Genomic DNA, 21,429 nt, shown 5'->3' on the forward strand with positions numbered 1-21,429 from the left:
AAAGCAATGGAAGCCAAGGCTATTGCGCGTCACATCCGCGTAACGCCTATGAAGGCCCGGCGCGTCGTCAACCTTGTTCGTGGCAAGCAGGCGAATGAGGCTCTGGCGATCCTGAAGTTTGCTGAGCAGGCAGCTTCGGAGCCGGTCTACAAGGTAGTTCAGTCCGCCATCGCGAACGCCCGTGTCCTCGCGGACCGTGACGGCGTCGCGTTTGACGAAGGTGATCTGTACATCAGCGAGGCATTCGTTGATGAGGGTCCGACCATGAAGCGGTTCCAGCCGCGTGCCCAGGGTCGTGCCTTCCAGATCAAGAAGCGCACCAGCCACATCACCGTGGTTGTCGCTACCCCGGAGAACGAGGAGGCCCGCTAAGTGGGACAGAAAGTAAACCCGAACGGGTTCCGACTCGGCATCACCACCAATCACATCTCGCACTGGTTCGCGGACAGCAACAAGCCCGGTCAGCGCTACAAGGACTTCGTCCGTGAGGACGTCAAGATCCGCGAGCTCATGACCACCGGCATGGAGCGCGCCGGCATCGCCAAGGTCGAGATCGAGCGTACTCGTGACCGTGTGCGTGTGGACATCCACACCGCCCGTCCGGGTATCGTGATCGGCCGTCGTGGCGCCGAAGCAGACCGCATCCGCGGCGAGCTGGAGAAGCTCACGGGCAAGCAGGTTCAGCTGAACATCCTCGAGGTCAAGAACCCCGAGATCGAAGCTCAGCTGGTGGCCCAGGGCATCGCCGAGCAGCTCTCTTCCCGCGTGGCTTTCCGCCGTGCGATGAAGAAGGCCATGCAGTCCGCGCAGCGCGCCGGCGCCAAGGGCATCCGTGTCGCTTGCTCCGGTCGTCTGGGTGGCGCTGAAATGTCCCGCTCGGAGTTCTACCGCGAAGGTCGCGTGCCGCTGCACACCCTGCGCGCCAACATCGACTACGGCTTCTACGAAGCCAAGACCACCTTCGGCCGTATCGGCGTGAAGGTCTGGATCTACAAGGGCGATGTGACCGCGAAGGAGCTTGCTGCACAGCAGGCCGCAGCCCCGTCCCGTGGCCGCAACGAGCGTCCCGGCCGCCCCGGTGGCGACCGTCGTCGTCGCAACGAGCGTCCGGCCGCCGACGCAGCTCCGGCTGCCGAGGCACCGGCTGCTGAAGCAGCAGAAGGAGGACAGGCTTAAATGCTGATCCCACGTCGAGTCAAGCACCGTAAGCAGCACCACCCGGGTCGTTCCGGCGCTGCCACCGGTGGCACCGAGGTCACCTTCGGTGAGTACGGTATCCAGGCGCTGACCCCGGCCTACGTGACGAACCGCCAGATCGAATCTGCGCGTATCGCCATGACCCGTCACATCAAGCGTGGCGGTAAGGTCTGGATCAACATCTACCCGGACCGCCCCCTGACCAAGAAGCCTGCCGAAACCCGCATGGGTTCCGGTAAGGGTTCCCCCGAGTGGTGGGTGGCCAACGTCAAGCCGGGACGGGTTCTCTTCGAACTCTCCGGTGTGAATGAAGAAGTGGCCCGCGAGGCACTGCGCCTGGCAATCCACAAGCTCCCGTTGAAGGCACGCATTGTGCGTCGCGAAGGTGGTGAATAGAAATGGCAGTTGGATCCAAGGATCTGGCCCCGGCACAGCTTGACGGTTTCGACAGCGAGCGTCTGGTTGCTGAACTCCGTAAGGCCAAGGAAGAGCTGTTCAACCTGCGTTTCCAGTCCGCCACTGGTCAGCTGGAGAGCCATGGCCGACTCAAGTCCGTGAAGCGCGACATCGCTCGCATCTACACGGTCCTGCGTGAGCGCGAGCTGGGCATTCGCCCGGAGCCCGCTCCGGTGGTCGAGGCCAAGGAAGAGAAGAAGGCCAAGAAGTCTTCCAAGAAGGCCGAGGCCGTTGAGGCCGCAGCTACCGAGGAGGACGCCAAGTGAGTGAAAAGGATCAGAACGTGACGGAAACTGCTGCGCAGCAGCGCGGTTACCGCAAGACGCGTCGCGGCTACGTGGTCTCCGACAAGATGGAGAAGACCATCGTCGTCGAGGTCGAGGACCGTGTGAAGCACGCTCTGTACGGTAAGGTCATCCGTCGTACGTCCAAGATCAAGGCTCACGACGAAGAGAACACCGCCGGCATCGGCGACCTGGTTCTCCTCGCCGAGACCCGCCCGCTCTCCGCCACCAAGCGCTGGCGTCTGGTGGAGGTCATCGAGCGCGCCAAGTAAATCGGCCGTTTGATCGCTCCACTGAGCAACGAGAAGACCCCCGTTCCCTTCTGGGAGCGGGGGTCTTCCGCATTCTGGGCTCCCGGCCTCGCAATCGCTGAGCACCGCATCCGGGAGGCGAGACGACGACGGCGGCCCGGCTGCGCGGCGTCGCGCGTCCACCGGGAGCCGGGCCAGGATGTCGGAGGCGGCGGGTATTCTGTCCTCAGTGCGCGGGGGAGCGCCCCGCCGATGATCCTGAGGTGTCTCATGCCTGCTGACCTTGCCCGCCATGCCGCCGATTCGCACGGCCTGATCAAGGTGCGCGGTGCGCGCGAGAACAACCTTCAGGACGTCTCACTGGATCTGCCCAAGCGCCGGATCACGGTGTTCACCGGGGTGTCCGGCTCGGGCAAGAGCTCCCTGGTGTTCGGGACCATCGCGGCCGAGTCTCAGCGGCTCATCAACGAGACCTACACGACCTTCGTGCAGTCCTTCATGCCGAGTCTGCCGCGTCCGGACGTGGACGAGCTGGAGAACCTCTCCGCGGCGATCGTGGTGAACCAGGAGCGGATGGGGAGCAACTCGCGTTCGACCCTGGGCACCGTCACGGATGCCCACGCTCTGCTGCGGATCATCTTCTCCCGCGTGGGGATGCCGAGCGCTGGTCACGCCGGGAAGTACTCGTTCAACCTGGCCGAAGGGATGTGCCCTGAGTGTGAGGGCGCGGGGGAGATCTCGGCGCTGGACGTGGACGTGCTCCTGGACCGTTCGCTGTCCCTGTCGCAGGGGGCCATCAAGGTGCCGGGCTTCACCGTGGACGGCTGGCTGATCAAGGTGCTCCTCGGAACGGGACGGTTCGATCCGGATCTGCCGGTCAAGGACTACGATCCGGAGACGCTCGACTTCCTGCTGCGTTCGCCGGCCGTCAAGGTCAAGATGGACAACGTCAACATGACCTTCCTGGGACTGGAGACCCGGATCCGGCAGAGTTACCTGGCCGGTGGAAAGGAGCCCAAGCAGGCGCACATCAAGGCCTTCCTGGAACGCGCCGCCACGTTCGCGGAGTGCCCGCTGTGTCACGGTGGCCGCCTCAACCAGGAGGCGCTGGCCAGCCGGATCGACGGACGGAACATCGCCGAGTGCGCTCAGATCCAGGTCACGGACCTGATCGAGTTCCTACGGGGTGTGAACGAGCCGTCCGTGGCGCCGGTTATTTCCAACCTGCTCGGCACTCTGCAGGCCCTGGTCGACATAGGGCTCGGATACCTCAGCCTGGACCGCGCCTCCTCCACCCTGTCCGGGGGAGAGGCGCAGCGGGTGAAGATGGTCCGGCACCTCGGATCGCCCCTCTCCGATGTCACCTACGTCTTCGATGAGCCGACCGTGGGCCTCCACCCTCATGACATCGCCCGGATGAACGACCTGCTGCGAAGCCTGAGGGACAAGGGCAACACGATCCTGGTGGTGGAGCACAAGCCTGAGGTCATGGCGATCGCCGATCACATCGTCGACATCGGGCCGAAGGCCGGCATCCACGGCGGGGAGATCGTCTTCCAGGGCACCTTCGAGGACCTGGCTGAGGCCCAGACCCTCACCGGGCAGCATGTCGGTTCCCGGGTTCCCTTCAAGGAGACCGTGCGGACCGCGACCGGAGCCTTGGAGATCCGCGGAGCGAACACCCACAATCTGCGCGATGTGGATGTGGACGTGCCCACCGGGGTGCTGTGCGCCGTCACGGGCGTGGCCGGTTCGGGGAAGAGCTCGCTCATCCACGGGGCGCTCGGCAAGCGCGACGGTGTGCACGTGGTGGACCAGTCCGCCATCCGCGGATCGCGCCGTTCCAATCCCGCCACCTACACCGGGGCTCTGGACCACATCAGGGCGGCCTTCGCCAAGGCCACCGGCACCAAACCGGCCTTGTTCTCCGCCAACTCCGAAGGGGCCTGCCCCACCTGCAAGGGCGCGGGGGAGACCTTCACCGAGATTCCCGGCATGGCCCCCGTCGGGACGCTGTGTGAGGACTGTGGCGGCAAGTGCTTCACGGACGAGGTGCTGGAGTACCGCCTGGGCGAGCTCAACATCTACGAAGTGATGCGCCTGAGTATCGAAGAGGCTCTGGACCAGCTCGCAGTGCCGAAGGCCCGGCCCATCCTGGAGAGGCTGGCCCGCGTCGGCCTGGGATACATCACCCTGGGCCAGTCGCTCTCCACCCTGTCCGGCGGGGAGCGGCAGCGGATCAAGCTCGCCACGCACATGGGCAGCGACGCCGGGGTGTTCATCCTGGATGAGCCGACCACCGGACTGCACCTCGCCGACGTCGAGAATCTGCTCGGTCTGCTGGATCAGCTGGTGGACGAAGGCAACACCGTGGTGGTGATCGAGCATCATCTCGGTGTGGTCGCCCATGCGGACTGGGTGATCGACATGGGTCCGGGAGCCGGCCACGACGGCGGCACGGTGGTCTTCGAGGGAACCCCCGAAGCGCTGGCGGACTCGGACAGCCTCACCGGCCGCTACCTCAAGGCGTACGTGTCCTGAAACTCCCCGGGATCCCGGCATTCACGCGGGATCCCGGTTCGTGGAGCGCGCCTTCGCTGTGCTAGGATATTGAGCTTGTATGGGTGCGTCATGCGCCCGAACAGATCCTCGTAAACCATCGTGCCAGTGCATACTGCCTCAGGGCCGGTCCCCGGCCAGGGGGCCCAGATGCGTCTGGAACGAGGGTTTAACCCTGTGCTGGCAAAATCCAGGCAGGGCAGAGACACCCCAACAACCGTTCCGCAAGGCTCGCACTGTATGCAGTATTTCAGCGTGAGAACCGGCGCGACGCAAGGAGTAAACATTGATTCAGCAGGAGTCGCGGCTTAAGGTCGCCGACAACACGGGTGCCAAGGAAATCTTGACCATCCGCGTTCTCGGTGGATCCGGTCGCCGCTACGCAGGCATCGGCGACGTCATCGTCGCCACCGTCAAGGACGCTATCCCTGGCGGAAACGTGAAGAAGGGCGACGTCGTCAAGGCTGTCGTCGTCCGCACCCGTAAGGAGCGCCGTCGTCCGGACGGTTCCTACATCAAGTTCGATGAGAACGCAGCCGTGATCCTGAAGAACACGGACGGGGAGCCCCGCGGCACCCGTATCTTCGGCCCGGTTGGCCGCGAGCTTCGCGACAAGAAGTTCATGAAGATCGTTTCGCTGGCCCCGGAGGTGCTGTAACTATGGGTGCAAAGATCAAGAAGGGCGATCTCGTCCAGGTCATCACCGGCGCTCGTCAGTCCCGTGGTGGAGACCGTGGCAAGCAGGGCAAGGTCCTGCGTGTGTTCCCGGAATCCAACCGCGTTCTGGTTGAGGGCATCAACCGTGTCACCAAGCACGTGAAGGCCGGCCAGACCCAGCGCGGCACCAACACCGGTGGCATCGAGGTCGTCGAGGCCCCGATCCACCTGTCGAACGTCGCTCTGGTGGATCCGTCCACCAAGAAGCCGACTCGCGTCGGTTTCCGTGTCGAGAAGGTTGAGCGCGACGGTGTGGAGCGCGAAGTGCGCATCCGCGTCGCCAAGGCCTCCGGGAAGGACATCTAATGACTGAGACCCTCGAGACTTCGGTGAAGATCGTCCCGCGTCTGAAGACCAAGTACGCCGAGAACATCAAGCAGTCCCTGCAGGATGAGTTCGAGTACGAGAACGTCAACCAGGTTCCGCGCCTTGTGAAGGTCGTCGTGAACATGGGTGTCGGTGACGCCGCCAAGGATTCCAAGCTGATCGACGGAGCCGTCCGCGACCTGACCGCGATCACCGGTCAGAAGCCCCAGGTCACCAAGGCCCGCAAGTCCATCGCCCAGTTCAAGCTGCGTGAGGGTATGCCGATCGGCGCCCACGCGACGCTGCGTGGCGACCGCATGTGGGAATTCCTGGATCGTCTGGTCACCCTCGCACTGCCCCGTATCCGCGACTTCCGCGGCCTGAACGGCAAGCAGTTCGACGGTAACGGCAACTACACCTTCGGTCTCACGGAGCAGGTCATGTTCCACGAGATCGACCAGGACGCCATCGACCGCGTCCGTGGTATGGACATCACGGTTGTCACCACCGCGAAGACCGACGAGGAAGGCCGCGCGCTGCTCAAGCACCTCGGCTTCCCGTTCAAGACCGAAGACTAATCCAACTACGTAAAAGGTCCACTGGCTCCGCCCGTGGAAACCGGTACGAGGAAGGGCATGAGCCCTCATGACCATGACTGATCCCGTCGCAGACATGCTGACCCGTCTGCGCAATGCAAACTCGGCGTACCACGACTCCGTGTCGATGCCGTACTCCAAGCTGAAGGCCCGCGTCGCCGACATCCTGAAGGCCGAGGGTTACATCTCGGACTGGAAGGAAGAAGAGGCACGCGTCGGCAAGACGCTGACCATCACCCTTAAGTTCGGTCCGAGCCGCGAGCGTTCCATCGCTGGCGTCCGCCGTATCTCCAAGCCCGGTCTGCGCGTTTACGCGAAGTCCACCAACCTGCCGCACGTGCTGGGTGGCCTGGGTATCGCTATCCTGTCCACCTCTTCCGGCCTCCTGACTGACAAGCAGGCCGGCAAGAAGGGCGTGGGCGGCGAAGTCCTCGCGTACGTCTGGTAACGGGAAAGGAAGAGAAGAATGTCGCGTATTGGACGTCTCCCCATCACCGTTCCGGCTGGCGTTGAGGTCAAGATCGATGGAGCCGTTGTCACCGTCAAGGGTGCCAAGGGCGAACTGAGCCACACCGTGGCCAGCCCCATCGAGGTGGCCCTGGAAGAGGGCACGATCTCCGTGTCCCGCCCGAACGACGAGCGCACTGCTCGCTCGCTGCACGGCCTGACCCGTACCCTGATCGCCAACATGATCGACGGCGTGACCAAGGGCTACGAGAAGAAGCTGGAAATCGTCGGCACGGGTTACCGTGTGCAGGCCAAGGGTTCTGACCTGGAGTTCGCTCTGGGCTACAGCCACCCGGTCAGCGTCGTCGCTCCCGCCGGCATCACGTTTGCCGTTGAAGGCCCGACCAAGCTCTCTGTTGCTGGCATTGACAAGCAGCAGGTCGGCGAAGTCGCTGCCAACATCCGCAAGCTGCGCAAGCCCGACCCCTACAAGGGCAAGGGCATCCGTTACGCCGGCGAAATCATCCGCCGCAAGGTCGGAAAGGCTGGTAAGTAACCATGGCCATCAGCATTAACAAGAAGCGCAACAGCAAGAACAAGACCTCGGCCCGTAGCCGTCGTCAGCTGCGTATCCGCAAGCGCATCTCCGGTACCCCGGCTCGTCCGCGCCTCATCGTCAACCGTTCGGCCCGTCACATCTTCGTGCAGGTCGTGGATGACACCGTGGCAAAGACCCTCGCCTCGGCCTCCACCATGGAAGCCGATCTGCGTGCGTTCGAAGGTGACAAGACCGCCAAGGCCAAGCGCGTTGGTGAACTGGTCGCCGAGCGTGCCAAGGCAGCCGGTGTTGAGGCCGTGGTCTTCGACCGCGGTGGCAACAAGTACCACGGCCGCATCGCCGCCGTCGCTGACGGTGCTCGCGAAGGTGGTCTGGCGCTGTGACCGAAGTGAACAACGAAAAGGAAACCCAGGTGACTGAAGCTGCAGCCGCTGTTGCAACTGAAACCACTGAGGCTGCCAACAACGACAACCGCCGTGGCGGCCGTCGTGGTGAGCGCGGCGAACGTGGTGGCCGTGGCGAGCGTGGCGGCCGTGGCCGTGACGCCCGCGAGGCCGAGAAGAGCCAGTTCGTTGAGCGTGTTGTAACCATCAACCGTGTCGCCAAGGTGGTCAAGGGTGGCCGCCGCTTCAGCTTCACCGCCCTCGTGGTGGTCGGCGATGGCAACGGCATGGTCGGTGTCGGTTACGGCAAGGCTCGCGAAGTCCCCGCTGCCATCGCCAAGGGTGTTGAAGAGGCCAAGAAGTCCTTCTTCCGCGTCCCGCGCGTCGGCAGCACCATCCCGCACCGCGTCCAGGGCGAAGCCGCCGCTGGTGTCGTGATGCTCCGTCCGGCTTCCCCGGGTACCGGTGTTATCGCCGGTGGTCCGGTGCGTGCCGTGCTGGAGTGCGTCGGCATCCACGACGTGCTGTCCAAGTCGCTGGGCTCCTCCAACGCCATCAACATCGTTCACGCGACCGTTGAGGCTCTGCGTCAGCTCGAGGAGCCGGCAGCTGTTGCCGCTCGTCGTGGCCTGCCGCTGGACGAGGTTGCTCCCGCAGCTCTGGTGCGTGCTCTGAACAACCAGAAGGCAGGTGCCTGAGCCATGGCAAAGAACCTGACTCCGTCCGACGCTCAGTTGGAAATCACCCAGATCAAGGGCGTCATCGGCGCCAAGCAGAACCAGCGTGACACGCTCCGCTCTCTCGGTCTCAAGCGCATCGGCCACTCCGTGGTCCGTTCCGCTGATGCCGTGACCGTGGGCATGCTCAACACGGTTCCGCACCTCGTAGAGGTCAAGGAGGCGAAGTAATGGCTGAGAAGAAGACTGCTGAGCCTGCAGCGACCGAAGAGAAGCAGCATGCTCTGAAGATCCACCACCTGCGTCCCGCCGCTGGTGCCAAGACCGCGAAGACCCGTGTGGGCCGTGGTGAAGGCTCCAAGGGTAAGACCGCCGGTCGTGGCACCAAGGGCACCAAGGCGCGCTACCAGGTCAAGGCCGGCTTCGCCGGTGGCCAGCTGCCGCTGCACATGCGCCTGCCGAAGCTTCGCGGCTTCAAGAACCCGTTCCGTGTCGAGTTCCAGGTGGTCAACCTTGACCGTCTCTCCGAGCTCTTCCCGGAGGGTGGCACCGTGACGGTGGCCGACCTGGTCGCCAAGGGCGCGGTTCGCAAGAACCAGCCCGTCAAGGTGCTCGGCTCTGGTGACATCACCGTCAAGGTCGATGTGACCGTGGATGCCTTCTCCGCCAGCGCGGCTGAGAAGATCCAGGCCGCCGGTGGTTCCGTCACCGCTCTCTGAGAGCCGGAACCGCTGAACGCGATCTGAGAACTCCCGGCACCCGGACAGCTGTCCGGGTGCCGGGAGTTCCTGCATTCGCGACGAATTACGGGGCTGACCGACACAACGGTTAGACTCTGATGTCGGGTTCAACCAGGAACCCACTCTCCTTTACCTCACAGATCCCTCAGGAGGACGCTTGCTCAGCGCATTCGGCCGTGCCTTCAGGACCCCTGACTTGCGACGCAAGTTGCTGTTCACTCTTGGCATCGTCACGATCTTCCGGCTCGGCGCGTTCATCCCGGCACCGGGTGTGAGCTATAACAACGTTCAGCAGTGTCTCCAGCTGACGCAGGGCAACAGCAGCCTGCAGCAGATGGTGAACATGTTCTCGGGTGGCGCCCTGCTTCAGGTCTCCATCTTCGCGCTGGGCATCATGCCGTACATCACCGCCAGCATCATCGTTCAGCTGCTGCGCGTCGTGATCCCCCGGTTCCAGGAACTGTATGAGGAAGGCGCCTCCGGGCAGACCAAGCTCACGCAGTACACGCGGTATCTGACGATCGCCCTGGGCCTCCTGAACGCCACCACCCTGGTGTCCCTGGCCCGCTCCGGTCAGCTGTTCCAGGGCTGTGCCCTGCCGCTGATCCCGGACAACAGCATCATCACGACGATCCTGCTGATCATCACCCTGACCGCGGGCACCGGCCTCATCATGTGGATGGGCGAGCTCGTGACGGAAAAGGGCATCGGCAACGGCATGTCCCTGCTGATCTTCACCTCCATCGCCGCCGGCTTCGTGCCGGCCATGAACGGCATCATCGGCGCCAAGGGCTGGGGCACGTTCATCGCGGTCCTGCTGGTCGGTCTCCTGACGGTCGCCCTCGTGGTCTTCGTCGAGCAGTCCCAGCGCCGCATCCCCGTCCAGTACGCCAAGCGGATGGTGGGACGCCGGACCGTGGGCGGCACCACCACGTACATCCCGATCAAGGTCAACATGGCCGGCGTGATCCCCGTGATCTTCGCGTCGTCCATCCTGTACCTGCCGGCGCTGATCGCACAGTTCAACACCCCCACGGACGGCCGTCCCGTCCCGGACTGGGTCGTGTGGATCAACAACAACCTCACCAAGGGTGATCACCCGTTCTACATGGCGGTGTACTTCCTGCTGATCATCTTCTTCACCTACTTCTACGTCTCGATCACCTTCAACCCTGAAGAGGTCTCGGACAACATGAAGAAGTACGGTGGCTTCATTCCCGGTATCCGGGCGGGCCGTCCCACTGCCGAGTACCTGCAGTACGTGCTGTCCCGGATCACCCTGCCAGGTGCGCTGTACCTCGGCATTGTTGCGCTCATCCCGCTGGTGGCACTGGTCCTGGTTCAGGCCAACCAGAACTTCCCCTTCGGCGGCACCTCGATCCTCATCATGGTCGGTGTCGGGCTGGAGACGGTGAAGCAGATCGACGCGCAGCTTCAACAACGGCACTACGAAGGGCTCTTGCGATGACAAGAATGCTGATTATCGGTCCTCCCGGCTCCGGCAAGGGAACGCAGGCCGAGCGGATCTCCGATCGTCTCGGTGTGGTGGCCATCTCCACCGGCGACATCTTCCGCGCCAACGTCAAGGGCGAGACCCCGCTGGGCCTGGAGGCCAAGAAGTACATGGATGCCGGGGACTTCGTCCCGGACTCGGTCACCAACCGCATGGTGCGTGACCGGCTCGGCCAGGACGATGTGGCGGAGGGCTTCCTGCTCGACGGCTACCCGCGCACCGTGGCGCAGGTGGACGAGCTGGACCAGATCCTGTCCGAGTCCGGCACCCGCCTGGACGTGGTGCTCCAGCTGACCGCGGACGATGAGGAACTCGTCACCCGCCTGCTGGGCCGGGCCCTGGAGACGGGCCGCAGCGATGACAACGAGACGGTCATCCGCCACCGGCTGGACCTCTACCACGAGCAGACCGAAGCCGTGGTGGGCAAGTACGCCGAACGCGGGATCCTCCGCCGGGTGGATGGCATCGGAGCCATCGACGAGGTCACGGATCGCGTGATGGCCGCCATCGCGGAGGCCGTGGCGGACGAAGCCGCCAGCGCCTAGAAATCCCAGTCATGCCCCCGGACACGCTCCGGGGGCATGACTTTTCCGCCGACAGCCTCCTGGGAGGCGGCGCGGAAGCCAGTAGCCCCGAAGACCGCGTGACGCGCGGTCGGAACCGAAGGAAGACCTGTGGCATTCCACTCTCCCCGGATCGAATACAAGACCAACGCCCAGATGCGCATCATGCAGGAGGCCGGCGAGCTCCTCAGCCGCGCCCTGGACGCGGCCGTGGCCGCCGTCGCGCCGGGCGTCACGACCGATGAGCTGGACGCCGTCTTCGCCGCCGTGGTGGACGCGGCGGGTGCTCAGTACAACTTCCTGGGGTACCACGGCTATCCGAAGCACATCTGCGCCTCGGTCAACGATGAGGTGGTGCACGGTATCCCCGGACCGAGGGCTCTGGAGCCGGGCGATGTGGTGAAGATCGACGGCGGCTGCATCGTGCGGGGCTGGAATGCCGACTCCGCGCGCACCGTGATCGTGGGCGAGGGGGATCCGGAGGACGAGCGCCTCTCGGAGGTCACCCGCATGGCCATGTGGCACGGAATCGCGGCCCTGGCCACCGCCAAGTACGTGGGTGACATCGGCGACGCCATCGACGACTACGTCTCCGCCCAGAAGGGCAAGCCGCTCGGCATCCTCGAGGACTACTGCGGGCACGGCATCGGGTCCCAGATGCACATGGCGCCCGACGTCCTGAACTACCGCAGCAAGCACCGTGGCCCGAAGATCAAGCCCGGCATGTGCTTCGCGATCGAGCCGATGCTGGTCCGCGGCGGGCTCGAGACCGCCGTGCTGGAGGACGACTGGACCGTGGTCACCACGGACGGCGCCCGCGCTTCGCAGTGGGAGCACTCGGTGGCCGTGCACCGCGAGGGCATCTGGGTTCTCACGGCGCCTGACGGCGGCGCCTCCGAGCTGTCCAAGCTGGGCGTGACCGTGGTGCCGATCCCGGCGTGAGCCGGGCCCGTCGTCGCGCTTGAAAGGGCGACGACGACGGCGTGACAGCCTGTGCAGAGGCCCCTGACCATGGTTGGTCGGGGGCCTTCGCTGTACCCGGAGACGCCACGCTCCGCTCAGGCGAGCGGGAAGCTCGGCGGGAGCAGCTCTTCGAGGGGGCGGCGGGCGTGGTCGGACGCGCTGAGCGAAGCCATATAGCGGTTGAGGAAATCCTGCGCACGTCGGCGGTGCCCGCTCGTGTCCATGGTGACGACCTCGTGGTCCTCCACCACGGTCCGGCCGGCGACGACGACCCGTGAGATGTCCCGCCCGTTGGCATTCAGGACCATGGTGCGGATGGGGTCCGCGTAGGGGCCGATAGGCCGCCCGGTGAGGTCGAGCACGAAGTAGTCCGCCTGGCAGCCTGTCGCGAGGCGTCCGAGGTCGTCCCGCCCGAGGGCTTCTGCGGGATCGAGGGTCGCGGAGCGGAAGAGGTCGCCTGCCTGGGCCGCCGCCCGGTCTCCGGTGACGGTCTTCTGCATGGCCGTGGCGAGGTCGAGGCCGCGGATCATGTTCGGCGGCGCCGAGTCCGTGCCCATCACGACACGGATCCCGCGGGCCCGGTACGCGTCGTAGTCCTCCAGCACGCTCCCGTAGTGGGCGGAGGGGATGGGGCAGAACACCACGGTCGCGCCCGTCTCCGCGAGGAGCGCGAGGTCGTCGCCGCCCCCGAAAGCGCCGGGCACATGGCGATGCCCTGGCACCGTCCAGGCGTGCGGGATGAAGGTCTGCTCCGTCAGGAACCCGATGGAGTAGAGGTAGGGGAGAGGCCGCATCCCGGTGCGTTCGATCATGGTCGCCACCTCGCCCAGGCCTTGTGCGGCGTGGAGCCGGACCGGAATTCCCAGCTCGTCCGCGGCCTGGCGTGTGAGCCGCAGTGTCCTCTCCGTCTGCGTCTCGATCCGGGCCGGCAGCAGAGCCGTGCGGATCCGGCCGTCAGCCCGCCCCTCGTGGTCCTTCGCGAAGCGGACGGCCTCGGCCAGCCCGTCCAGGCCCCGCTGTTCGTCTTCGTGCAGGAGGACGTGTTCCCCGTCGGTGTAGGGGACGTGGGTGCGGTAGCTGGGTCCGAGGTACGCGCGCAGGCCGATGGCCTCGACGGCCGTGGCCGGGTGCGCCAGGTCCTCATAGTCCTCGCACCAGTCGAGATAGCTCTCCGCCGCGATCGGCATGAGGGTGGTGATGCCGTTGAGTGCGAGCTGCGTCAGGGCGAACTCACGGCGGAAACGCAGCTCCTCGGGAGTGAAGACGGGAGAAGGATTCTGGAGGTGCTCCTCGGAGCGGACCAGTCCGAGCCGGGTGGCGGGGCCGTGCCAGGAGTCGAAGATGGCGTGGTCGATGTCGGCGAGGGCGTTGAGATCGATGAAACCGGGGGAGACGATCGAGAGTCCCGCGTCGACCTCCCGGTCGACCGGTCCGGAGTAGTCCCTGCCGACGAACACGATCCTGTCCTCATCGTGGACCAGTTCGGCGTCCGGCAGGATGCGGTGGTCACTGTCGGCGTAGCCGATGATGAAGGCCGCCTTGATGCGGGTGATCACTCGTGTGCTCCTCGGATGGCAGGGTGCGCGGGTTCGCCGGACGGGAACTCCGCCCGACCAGGATGGCATTCCCCGCGTCGCAGGGCCAGCGGGCCTCGCCCGTCATAGCTCGGGTGCGCTAAATCGCGGCTAGGCCATGAGTGATGGCCGTGCTGTGCTGTATCTGCGGCGCCCGCCACGGCCGCCGGAGGCTGCGGCGCCCGCCACAGCGCCCGGACGCGACGACGACGGCGGCGGCCACCGCTGTGGTGGCCGCCGCCGTCGTCGTGCTCAGGAGAGTGAAATCCCTACTTGCCGAGCTTCGGCTTCACGTCCTTGGTGTAGATACCCTCGAGGGTGCCCTTCAGGGTGGTGAGGCTGCTCTTCACGTCGGCCTTCTGGGTCAGGATCGCCGCGGCGGCCTTCGCCATCTCCTGGTCGGCGCCGGGCAGGAACACGCGGGCGTTGTCCTGCTTGCGGGTCACGGCCAGCTGGTCCATGGCGATCTTGATCTGAGGCGTCTTGGCCAGGGCCGAGGTCATGTCCGCGGACTTGCGAGTGGGCATGTAGCCGGTGGCCGCGGAGAAGAGCGCGGTGTTCTCCGGCTCGGTCACGAACTTCAGGAACGTGGCGGCGGCGAGCTGCTGGTCCTTCGGCACGCCGGCGGGGATGCCCAGGCCGGCGCCGCCCGTGGGGCAGACCGGGTTCTGCGAGGCGGAGCCGCCGGGCAGGAAGCCCACACCCACGTTGAACTTCGCGTTCTGCAGCACGCCCACGAGGGAGCCGGTGGAGGACAAGGTGGCGGAGGCGATGCCTGCGGCGAAGTCGTCCCCGGAGTCCTTGGAGGAGACGCCGGCCCAGCCGTCCTTGTAGACGGAGTCCTGGGCGAACTGGAGGGCCTTCACGTTGGCGTCCGAGTCGGCGGTGATGTCCCAGTCCTTGGACCAGCCGCCGCCCTCACCCCAGAGGTTGTTCTGCAGGGTCCAACCCGCGTAGCCGGCCAGCGCTGGGTACATGAAGGCGAACTGCGCCTTGGACGCGGCCTTGAGCTTCGGCGCCCACTCGGCGAATTCGGCCCAGGTCTTCGGAGCGCGGTCCGGCAGGCCGGCCGCCTTGAAGTGGTCCTTGTTGTAGTAGAAGAGCGGAGTGGAGCGGGCGTACGGCATGGCCCACTGCTGGGAGTCGTAGCCGTAGTCGGCCACGAGGGTCTCGCGGAAGTCGGACACGTTGAAGTCGAGCTGCTTGATCAGGCTGTCCAGCGGGATGATGCTCTTGTTCATGTAGTAGCGGAACCACCACACATCGGACAGGACCACGAGTGCCGGCAGTCCGCTCTTGGCGGCCTGTGCGGTCTGGAACTTCTGGGCGATCTCCTCGTAGTCCTTGCCGCCCGTGATGAGGTTGACCTTGATCTCCGGGTGCTTGGCCTGGAACTTCTCGATCAGCTGCTTCTCGACGTCCTGGGACTTGCCCGGGTGGGTGGACCAGAAGTCGAAGCTGGCGGCGGGCTTCACACCGCTGAAGTCCGTGTCCGCAGCGGCCTGGGAAGCCCCGCCACCGCTGGTGGAGGGACCGCCACAGGCGGCGAGGGCGGCGGTGACGGCCGCGGCGGCGGAGAGGCCGAGGAATTGACGACGGCGCAGAGGCGTGTTCATGAGGTGACCTTTCAGTGATGCTGGGGTGCGATGGTGCTGGTGTGGTGTCGGTGGGGAGGCTCGCCTCCCGGGGTGGGGCCGGAGATCAGCCCGTGACGCTGCCCTGCGTGAGGCCGGCGACGATGTAGCGCTGGAGCATGGCGAAGATGATGAGGACGGGCAGGATGACCAGGACTGAGCCGGCCATGAGGATGCCCCAGCCGGCGCCGTTGCTCTCCGAGTTCTGGAGGAGCGTCAGGCCCACGGGAAGCGTCATGCTCTCCGGGCGGTCCGTGATGATGAGGGGCCAGATGTAGTCGTTCCACTCGCTGACCACGGTCACGAGGCCCACCGTGGCGATCGAGGGGATGGAGACCGGCACCACGACCCGCCAGAGCCGCCGCCAGTGCCCCGCGCCGTCGAGCTCTGCGGCTTCCAGGATGGAACCCGGCAGGGTGAGGAAGTGCTGACGGAGCAGGAAGGTGCCGAAGGCGGTGCCCAGACCCGGCAGGATGATGCCCCACAGGGTGTTCTTCCCGCCCAGCCCGGCGATCAGGATGTAGTTCGGGAGAATCGACACCTGAGCCGGGACCATGAGGGCCACCAGGATGATCACGAACACGACGTTCTTGAACGGGAACCGGACGAACACCAGGGCGTAGGCGGTCAGGATGGCCAGGCTCACCTTGATGGCGGAGCCCACGGCGGTGACGATCACGCTGTTGAGGAAGAACTGTCCGAACGGCACGGTGGTCATGGCCGTGTGGTAGTTGTCCAGGGTGGGCGCCTGGGGGAGGATCTTCAGATCCGTGGTGACGATCTCGCCAGGCTGCTTGAAGGAGCTCAGCACCATCCAGAGCAGAGGCAGGAACACCACCAGGGTCGCCACGATCAAGGGGATGTAGCCGCCCGCGAGCGTTGCCACGAGGTTCTTCCGGCTGAGGGCGCGGGGGCGGTTGTCGGTCAGAGTGCTCATGCGTAGTGCACCTTCTTCTCCACGAAACGCAGCTGGAGGACGGTGACCACCAGAAGGATGGCGAACAGCACCACGGAGATGGCCGCCGAGTAGCCGGCGCGGTTGTAGGCGCCGAAGGCCTGCAGATAGGCCTCGTAGATGAGCGTGCTGGTGCCGTTGCCCAGTGGCGTCATGATCCGGATCAGGTCGAAGGCCTGGAGGGAGCTGATCATGGTGGTGATGAGCAGGAAGAACGTGGTGGGGGAGAGCAGCGGCAGGGAGATGCTGAGGAACCGCCGTGCGCCGTTGGCGCCGTCCAGGGACGCGGCCTCCATCACCTCGGTGGGCAGCGATTGCAGGCCAGCGAGGAAGACGACGGCGCAGTAGCCGAGGTTCTTCCAGATGTAGACCACGATCACCATGACCAGGGCCAGCTGGGGGTCGTTGATCCACTCGGGGCTCTTCAGCCCGGTGCCGCGCAGGATCCAGGCCAGGACACCGTAGCCGGGGTCGAAGATGAACAGCCAGACCAGGCCGACGCCGACACCGGACAGGACGTACGGGGCGAACACCGCGGCGCGGGCGAAGGTGGTGCCCTTGACCTTGGCGTTCAGCGCCAGAGCGACCAGGAGGCCCAGGACCATGGAGCCGCCGACCGTGAGAACGGTGAACACGGCGGTGGTCCCGAGGACGCGCGGTGCGTCCGGGCTGGTGAAGAAGGTCAGGTAGTTGCCGAAGCCCACCACGGTGGCCTCGGCGGAGCCGAGCGTCCAGTCCAGGGTGGAGTAGTAGATGTTGTTCAGCAGCGGCAGGTAGGTGAAGACGCCGATCAGCAGGAGGTTCGGCGCTGCGAAGGCGAGGAACACCAGGAAGTCACGACGGCGCCGGGGGCTCCAGCCGCGTTTCCGTTCCGCCGCCGGAGGGGCGGGGGCGCCGGCGGCGGCCCGGGGAGGGGCCTGCGTCGCGGGGCGCTGGGCAAGGGGGATCTCAGTATCAGTCATCAGGGAATCTGGGTCGTTCCAACCTGCGTCAGAACGCGCAGGACATGCTCACTTCACCACAGCAATGCGCGGTGCAGCCCGGGTTTCCGGGCCATCCGGGCAGAGTTCCCGGACACTTCAGGGCCGGTTCGCCGGACGGCCACCGGAGCGGCACCTCGCGTTCACAAACGAGGGGCGACTCCCGATTCCGGGCATGTTCTGGCGGGCGTCCCCCGTGGACCGGGAGCCTCTGGGAGGACAATGAAGCCATGGGACGGATCACGGAGGTGCCCGGGGTACGGGTGGGTCATGCGGAACGGGTCGGCGACGGCTGGCTGAGCGGGGTCACCGTGGTGCTCCCCCCTCCCGGGACCATGGGGTCGGTGGATGTGAGGGGCGGCGGGCCCGGGACCCATGAGACCGACGCCCTGGACCCCAGTACGCTGGTCCCGACCGTGGACGCCGTGGTCCTGACCGGCGGCAGTGCCTACGGGCTCGCCGCGGCGGGCGGGGCGCAGCTCTGGTGCGAAGAGCAGGGTCTGGGCTTCCCGGTGCAGGGCGGCGTGGTGCCGATCGTCCCGGCCGCCGCGATCTTCGACCTGGGCCGCGGGGGTGACTTCCGTGCCCGCCCCGACCTGGAGATGGGGTACCGGGCGGCGCGGGACGCCGGGTCTCGCGAGCCGGGGCACGACGTCGAGCGGGGCACCATCGGTGCGGGAACCGGCGCGCTGATCGCCCAGGGCGCGTACAAGGGCGGGCTCGGAACGTCGGCCGTCCACTTGGACGGCGGCATCGTGGTCGGGGCGCTCGCGATCGTGAACGCGTTGGGTTCTCCGATCGGACTCGAACCAGCAGCGGCGCAGCGAGGGAATCCTGTCAGCGCGCGTCTAAGCGAGGGGCGAGCGAGCGCGCAGAAGGATTCTCACGATGCGCCAGCCGCCGGCTCACTCAACACGACCCTCGCCGTCGTCGTGACGAATGCTGCATTGGACGTGGCCCAGTGCCGCCGCACCGCGACGGCGGCGCACGCCGGTCTGGCCAGGGCCCTGAACCCGAGCCATACCCTGGCCGATGGCGACACGGTGTTCGCGCTCTCGACGGGTGGATCCGCGGCCTGGACCGGGCTGGATCCGGCGGCCCGGACCGCGTTCCTGATCGGGCTCCAGAGTGCCGCGGCCGAGGCAGTGCGCCTGGCGATCCTGGACGGCGTGGCCGGGGCGGAAGCCGTCACCACGCCGGCGGGGACGTTCCCAGCATTCGGCGATGGGGGTGCGTGATCCGTCGAAGGACGGCTATCATGACCCGATTTAACTTCTGGCACCGGATGGCGTACAGTTGATGGTTGGTTGTCTGTTCCGTCATGCCCTCTGCGCTTCCGAGCGTGTGGGGTCGGCCCACCTCAGGGTGGGAATGCATGGACTGGCAGCCTGTGGGAATGATCCCACAGGAAAACACCCATTGCCTGCTGAGCACGCCCGTGCTCTCCGGCACAACAGTTAGCGGAGGATATGGCCAAGAAGGACGGGGTCATTGAGATCGAAGGCGTGGTGACCGAAGCGCTGCCCAACGCGATGTTCCGTGTTGAGCTGACGAACAAGCACATCGTCTTGGCACACATCTCTGGAAAGATGCGTCAGCACTACATCAGGATCCTCCCGGAGGACCGCGTGGTGGTGGAGCTGAGCCCTTACGACCTCACCAGGGGTCGTATCGTCTACCGCTACAAGTAAAGACCGCTGTTCCGGTCCGCCGGGGCAGGGGACAACTGCAAACACGCAAAGGAACGCCATGAAGGTCAAGCCGAGCGTCAAGCAGATCTGCGACAAGTGCAAAGTGATCCGCCGTAACGGCCGGGTCATGGTGATCTGCGAGAACCCGCGCCACAAGCAGCGCCAGGGCTGATTCCCCTTCGGGGACCACACTGGACTGCTTGCCCACGCAAGTAATAGATAAGGCAGCACAAGCTGCGCTGGGACGTAATGGGCCCGGACAGCTAACCCCCGGTCGGAGGCTGGGGCCGCAGTGAAACTGCGGGTGTACTGCCTACGACCTCCGGTTCAATCAAGGAGTACCGCCAAACATGGCTCGTCTCGCTGGCGTTGACATCCCCCGCGAAAAGCGGTTGGTGATCGCGCTTACTTACATCTACGGCGTGGGCAAGACCCGTGCACAGGAAACCCTGGCTGCCACTGGCATCAGCCCGGACGTCCGGGTCAAGGACCTCAGTGACGCTGAGCTGGTTCAGCTGCGTGACTACATCGAGGGCAACTACAAGGTTGAGGGTGACCTTCGCCGCGAAGTGGCTGCTGACATCCGCCGCAAGGTCGAGATCGGCAGCTACCAGGGTCTGCGTCACCGCAGGGGCCTGCCGGTCCACGGTCAGCGCACCAAGACCAACGCTCGCACCCGTAAGGGTCCGAAGCGGACCGTCGCAGGCAAGAAGAAGGCCGGCCGCTAAACCCCTCGGGTTTAGCTCCAGGTTTCCCAAGAAACTTTCTGTAGGAGAAAAGCATGCCCCCGAAGACTCGTGGCGCTGTCCGCAAGCCGCGTAAGAAGGACAAGAAGAATATCGCGCTTGGACAGGCGCACATCAAGAGCACTTTCAACAACACCATCGTGTCCATCACGGACCCGTCCGGTGCTGTGATCTCCTGGGCTTCCGCCGGTGAGGTCGGCTTCAAGGGCTCCCGTAAGTCCACCCCGTACGCCGCGCAGATGGCTGCTGAGACTGCCGCGAAGCGCGCGCAGGAGCACGGTCTCCGCAAGGTGGACGTGTTCGTGAAGGGCCCGGGCTCCGGCCGCGAGACGGCTATCCGCTCGCTGCAGGCCGCCGGCCTCGAGGTCGGTTCCATCCAGGACGTGACCCCGAGCGCTCACAACGGCTGCCGTCCGCCGAAGCGCCGCCGCGTCTAGTAGCAGTGGCCTGGTCATGCCGTCATCACCGCCTCGGGCGGCGGTGACGGCATGACCGACGGAACGACGTCGATTTCCACTACCTGTGTTGCGTCATATAGCGGATGCTCGCTGAAAGGAAACATAAGTGCTCATTGCACAGCGCCCCACCCTCACTGAAGAGGTCGTTTCCGAAAACCGCTCCCGGTTCGTCATCGAACCGCTGGAGCCGGGCTTCGGTTACACTCTCGGCAATTCCCTGCGTCGTACCCTGCTCTCCTCGATCCCCGGCGCTGCTGTCACCAGCATCCGGATCGACGGCGTGCTGCACGAGTTCACCACTGTTCCGGGTGTGAAGGAGGATGTCACTGAGATCATCCTGAACATCAAGAACCTCTCGGTGTCCTCCGAGCACGATGAGCCGGTCGTCGCATACCTGCGCAAGCAGGGCCCCGGTGTCGTCACCGCTGCGGACATCGCTCCGCCGGCCGGCGTGGAATTCCACAACCCGGACCTGCACATCGCGACCCTGAACTCCAAGGGCAAGTTCGAACTCGAACTGACCATCGAGCGTGGCCGTGGCTACGTCTCCGCTGCTCAGAACAAGGCTGGCGACTCCGAGATCGGCCGGATCCCGGTCGACTCGATCTACTCGCCCGTCATGAAGGTGACCTTCCGCGTGGAGGCCACCCGTGTCGAGCAGCGCACCGACTTCGACAAGCTCGTCGTCGATGTCGAGACCAAGCAGTCCATCGCCCCGCGCGATGCCGTCGCTTCCGCCGGCACCACGCTGGTCGAACTCTTCGGTCTGGCCCGTGAGCTCAACGTTGCCGCTGAGGGCATTGAAATCGGCCCGTCGCCCACGGACGCTGCTCTGGCAGCCGACATGGCGCTGGCCATCGAGGAACTGGACCTGACGGTCCGTTCCTACAACTGCCTCAAGCGCGAGGGCATCCACACCGTGGGCGAACTCGTGGCGCGTTCCGAGGCCGACCTGATGGACATCCGGAACTTCGGTGCCAAGTCCATCGACGAGGTCAAGGCCAAGCTTGTTGAACTGGGTCTCTCTCTGAAGGATTCGCCTCCCGGATTCGATCTGGCCGCTCGCGCGGCTGCGATCGATGAGGACGACGCGACCTTCAGCGACGAAGAAGCCTGATAAAGCAGATTTTGGTTCTCCCGGGCCATTGATGGCCCGGTGAAACCACCCATCTAGGAGATA

The 21,429-nt window shown here is 65.4% G+C and carries 28 protein-coding genes; 24 read left to right on the plus strand and 4 right to left on the minus strand.

Annotation, left to right across the window (positions count from 1 at the left end):
* Window positions 1-6: 6 nt before the first annotated feature.
* The 18 genes from rplV to map all read left to right on the plus strand — a co-directional run bounded on the left by rplV (window position 7) and on the right by map (window position 12,190).
* The gene (gene rplV, locus AB6732_RS01800; protein ID WP_066211546.1) at window positions 7-372 is read left to right on the plus strand and encodes a 50S ribosomal protein L22; all 366 of its coding nucleotides are present in this window, start codon (window positions 7-9) and stop codon (window positions 370-372) included.
* On the plus strand, window positions 373-1,176 hold the full coding sequence (gene rpsC / locus AB6732_RS01805) for a 30S ribosomal protein S3 (RefSeq protein WP_066211544.1): 804 nt from the start codon (window positions 373-375) through the stop codon (window positions 1,174-1,176).
* The gene (gene rplP / locus AB6732_RS01810) at window positions 1,177-1,593 is read left to right on the plus strand and encodes a 50S ribosomal protein L16 (RefSeq protein ID WP_307497772.1); all 417 of its coding nucleotides are present in this window, start codon (window positions 1,177-1,179) and stop codon (window positions 1,591-1,593) included.
* Between the two features lie 2 nt (window positions 1,594-1,595).
* On the plus strand, window positions 1,596-1,919 hold the full coding sequence (rpmC, locus tag AB6732_RS01815) for a 50S ribosomal protein L29 (protein WP_307497771.1): 324 nt from the start codon (window positions 1,596-1,598) through the stop codon (window positions 1,917-1,919).
* Window positions 1,916-2,209 (plus strand): 30S ribosomal protein S17, encoded by a 294-nt coding sequence (gene rpsQ / locus AB6732_RS01820; protein WP_066211537.1) that lies wholly within the window; start codon window positions 1,916-1,918, stop codon window positions 2,207-2,209. Before rpmC ends, rpsQ begins: the two co-directional genes overlap by 4 nt.
* A gap of 249 nt (window positions 2,210-2,458) precedes the next feature.
* A complete protein-coding gene (locus AB6732_RS01825; protein WP_370957813.1) occupies window positions 2,459-4,729 on the plus strand; it encodes an ATP-binding cassette domain-containing protein in 2,271 nt (756 codons plus the stop codon).
* Between the two features lie 304 nt (window positions 4,730-5,033).
* Window positions 5,034-5,405, plus strand: a complete 372-nt coding sequence (gene rplN, locus AB6732_RS01830) for a 50S ribosomal protein L14 (protein WP_066211533.1) — start codon at window positions 5,034-5,036, stop codon at window positions 5,403-5,405.
* A 2-nt stretch (window positions 5,406-5,407) separates the two neighbouring features.
* On the plus strand, window positions 5,408-5,770 hold the full coding sequence (gene rplX / locus AB6732_RS01835; RefSeq protein WP_066211529.1) for a 50S ribosomal protein L24: 363 nt from the start codon (window positions 5,408-5,410) through the stop codon (window positions 5,768-5,770).
* Entirely contained in the window at window positions 5,770-6,348 is a 579-nt protein-coding gene (gene rplE, locus AB6732_RS01840; protein ID WP_370957816.1) for a 50S ribosomal protein L5, read from the plus strand. The genes rplX and rplE overlap by 1 nt, the downstream gene beginning before the upstream one ends.
* A 67-nt stretch (window positions 6,349-6,415) precedes the next feature.
* A complete protein-coding gene (rpsH, locus tag AB6732_RS01845) occupies window positions 6,416-6,814 on the plus strand; it encodes a 30S ribosomal protein S8 (RefSeq protein ID WP_370957818.1) in 399 nt (132 codons plus the stop codon).
* A gap of 18 nt (window positions 6,815-6,832) precedes the next feature.
* A complete protein-coding gene (gene rplF / locus AB6732_RS01850) occupies window positions 6,833-7,369 on the plus strand; it encodes a 50S ribosomal protein L6 (protein WP_278267073.1) in 537 nt (178 codons plus the stop codon).
* 2 nt (window positions 7,370-7,371) lie between these two features.
* Window positions 7,372-7,755, plus strand: a complete 384-nt coding sequence (gene rplR, locus AB6732_RS01855; protein WP_066211516.1) for a 50S ribosomal protein L18 — start codon at window positions 7,372-7,374, stop codon at window positions 7,753-7,755.
* A 29-nt stretch (window positions 7,756-7,784) separates the two neighbouring features.
* A complete protein-coding gene (rpsE, locus tag AB6732_RS01860) occupies window positions 7,785-8,453 on the plus strand; it encodes a 30S ribosomal protein S5 (RefSeq protein ID WP_174521246.1) in 669 nt (222 codons plus the stop codon).
* A gap of 3 nt (window positions 8,454-8,456) precedes the next feature.
* Window positions 8,457-8,663 (plus strand): 50S ribosomal protein L30, encoded by a 207-nt coding sequence (gene rpmD, locus AB6732_RS01865; protein WP_066211508.1) that lies wholly within the window; start codon window positions 8,457-8,459, stop codon window positions 8,661-8,663.
* Window positions 8,663-9,151, plus strand: a complete 489-nt coding sequence (gene rplO, locus AB6732_RS01870; protein ID WP_066211506.1) for a 50S ribosomal protein L15 — start codon at window positions 8,663-8,665, stop codon at window positions 9,149-9,151. Before rpmD ends, rplO begins: the two co-directional genes overlap by 1 nt.
* Window positions 9,152-9,329: 178 nt before the next feature.
* Window positions 9,330-10,640 carry a preprotein translocase subunit SecY gene (gene secY / locus AB6732_RS01875; protein WP_066211503.1) on the plus strand — a complete coding sequence of 437 codons (1,311 nt, stop codon included), beginning with the start codon at window positions 9,330-9,332 and terminating at the stop codon, window positions 10,638-10,640.
* Entirely contained in the window at window positions 10,637-11,230 is a 594-nt protein-coding gene (locus AB6732_RS01880; protein ID WP_066211500.1) for an adenylate kinase, read from the plus strand. The genes secY and AB6732_RS01880 overlap by 4 nt, the downstream gene beginning before the upstream one ends.
* A 129-nt stretch (window positions 11,231-11,359) precedes the next feature.
* Complete coding sequence (gene map, locus AB6732_RS01885) at window positions 11,360-12,190, plus strand: type I methionyl aminopeptidase (RefSeq protein ID WP_370957822.1); 831 nt, start codon at window positions 11,360-11,362, stop codon at window positions 12,188-12,190.
* 116 nt (window positions 12,191-12,306) lie between these two features.
* On the opposite strand, the gene AB6732_RS01890 is transcribed toward map, so the two are convergent.
* From AB6732_RS01890 to AB6732_RS01905, 4 genes are all read right to left on the minus strand, one after another.
* Complete coding sequence (locus tag AB6732_RS01890) at window positions 12,307-13,767, minus strand: chlorohydrolase family protein (protein WP_370957824.1); 1,461 nt, start codon at window positions 13,765-13,767, stop codon at window positions 12,307-12,309.
* Window positions 13,768-14,054: 287 nt separating this feature from the next.
* Window positions 14,055-15,401: an ABC transporter substrate-binding protein gene (locus tag AB6732_RS01895; protein WP_370957826.1), complete on the minus strand. Its 1,347-nt coding sequence runs from the start codon at window positions 15,399-15,401 to the stop codon at window positions 14,055-14,057.
* A gap of 85 nt (window positions 15,402-15,486) precedes the next feature.
* The gene (locus AB6732_RS01900) at window positions 15,487-16,356 is read right to left on the minus strand and encodes a carbohydrate ABC transporter permease (RefSeq protein ID WP_370957828.1); all 870 of its coding nucleotides are present in this window, start codon (window positions 16,354-16,356) and stop codon (window positions 15,487-15,489) included.
* The gene (locus AB6732_RS01905; protein ID WP_370957830.1) at window positions 16,353-17,336 is read right to left on the minus strand and encodes a carbohydrate ABC transporter permease; all 984 of its coding nucleotides are present in this window, start codon (window positions 17,334-17,336) and stop codon (window positions 16,353-16,355) included. The genes AB6732_RS01900 and AB6732_RS01905 overlap by 4 nt, the downstream gene beginning before the upstream one ends.
* Window positions 17,337-17,584: 248 nt before the next feature.
* Between AB6732_RS01905 and AB6732_RS01910 the strand changes: the two genes are divergently transcribed.
* The 6 genes from AB6732_RS01910 (at window position 17,585) to AB6732_RS01935 (ending at window position 21,366) form a co-directional block, all read left to right on the plus strand.
* The gene (locus AB6732_RS01910; RefSeq protein ID WP_370957832.1) at window positions 17,585-18,592 is read left to right on the plus strand and encodes a P1 family peptidase; all 1,008 of its coding nucleotides are present in this window, start codon (window positions 17,585-17,587) and stop codon (window positions 18,590-18,592) included.
* Window positions 18,593-18,823: 231 nt separating this feature from the next.
* Entirely contained in the window at window positions 18,824-19,045 is a 222-nt protein-coding gene (gene infA / locus AB6732_RS01915) for a translation initiation factor IF-1 (protein WP_009358723.1), read from the plus strand.
* A gap of 58 nt (window positions 19,046-19,103) precedes the next feature.
* Window positions 19,104-19,217, plus strand: a complete 114-nt coding sequence (rpmJ, locus tag AB6732_RS01920; protein WP_011775570.1) for a 50S ribosomal protein L36 — start codon at window positions 19,104-19,106, stop codon at window positions 19,215-19,217.
* Window positions 19,218-19,395: 178 nt separating this feature from the next.
* Window positions 19,396-19,773 carry a 30S ribosomal protein S13 gene (rpsM, locus tag AB6732_RS01925; RefSeq protein WP_066211481.1) on the plus strand — a complete coding sequence of 126 codons (378 nt, stop codon included), beginning with the start codon at window positions 19,396-19,398 and terminating at the stop codon, window positions 19,771-19,773.
* A gap of 53 nt (window positions 19,774-19,826) precedes the next feature.
* Window positions 19,827-20,228 carry a 30S ribosomal protein S11 gene (rpsK, locus tag AB6732_RS01930; RefSeq protein ID WP_066211479.1) on the plus strand — a complete coding sequence of 134 codons (402 nt, stop codon included), beginning with the start codon at window positions 19,827-19,829 and terminating at the stop codon, window positions 20,226-20,228.
* A 127-nt stretch (window positions 20,229-20,355) separates the two neighbouring features.
* Window positions 20,356-21,366: a DNA-directed RNA polymerase subunit alpha gene (locus AB6732_RS01935; protein WP_066211477.1), complete on the plus strand. Its 1,011-nt coding sequence runs from the start codon at window positions 20,356-20,358 to the stop codon at window positions 21,364-21,366.
* The last annotated feature ends 63 nt before the right edge of the window (window positions 21,367-21,429 follow it).

The organism is Arthrobacter sp. RCC_34, from assembly GCF_041360795.1.
Lineage (GTDB): Bacteria > Actinomycetota > Actinomycetes > Actinomycetales > Micrococcaceae > Arthrobacter_E.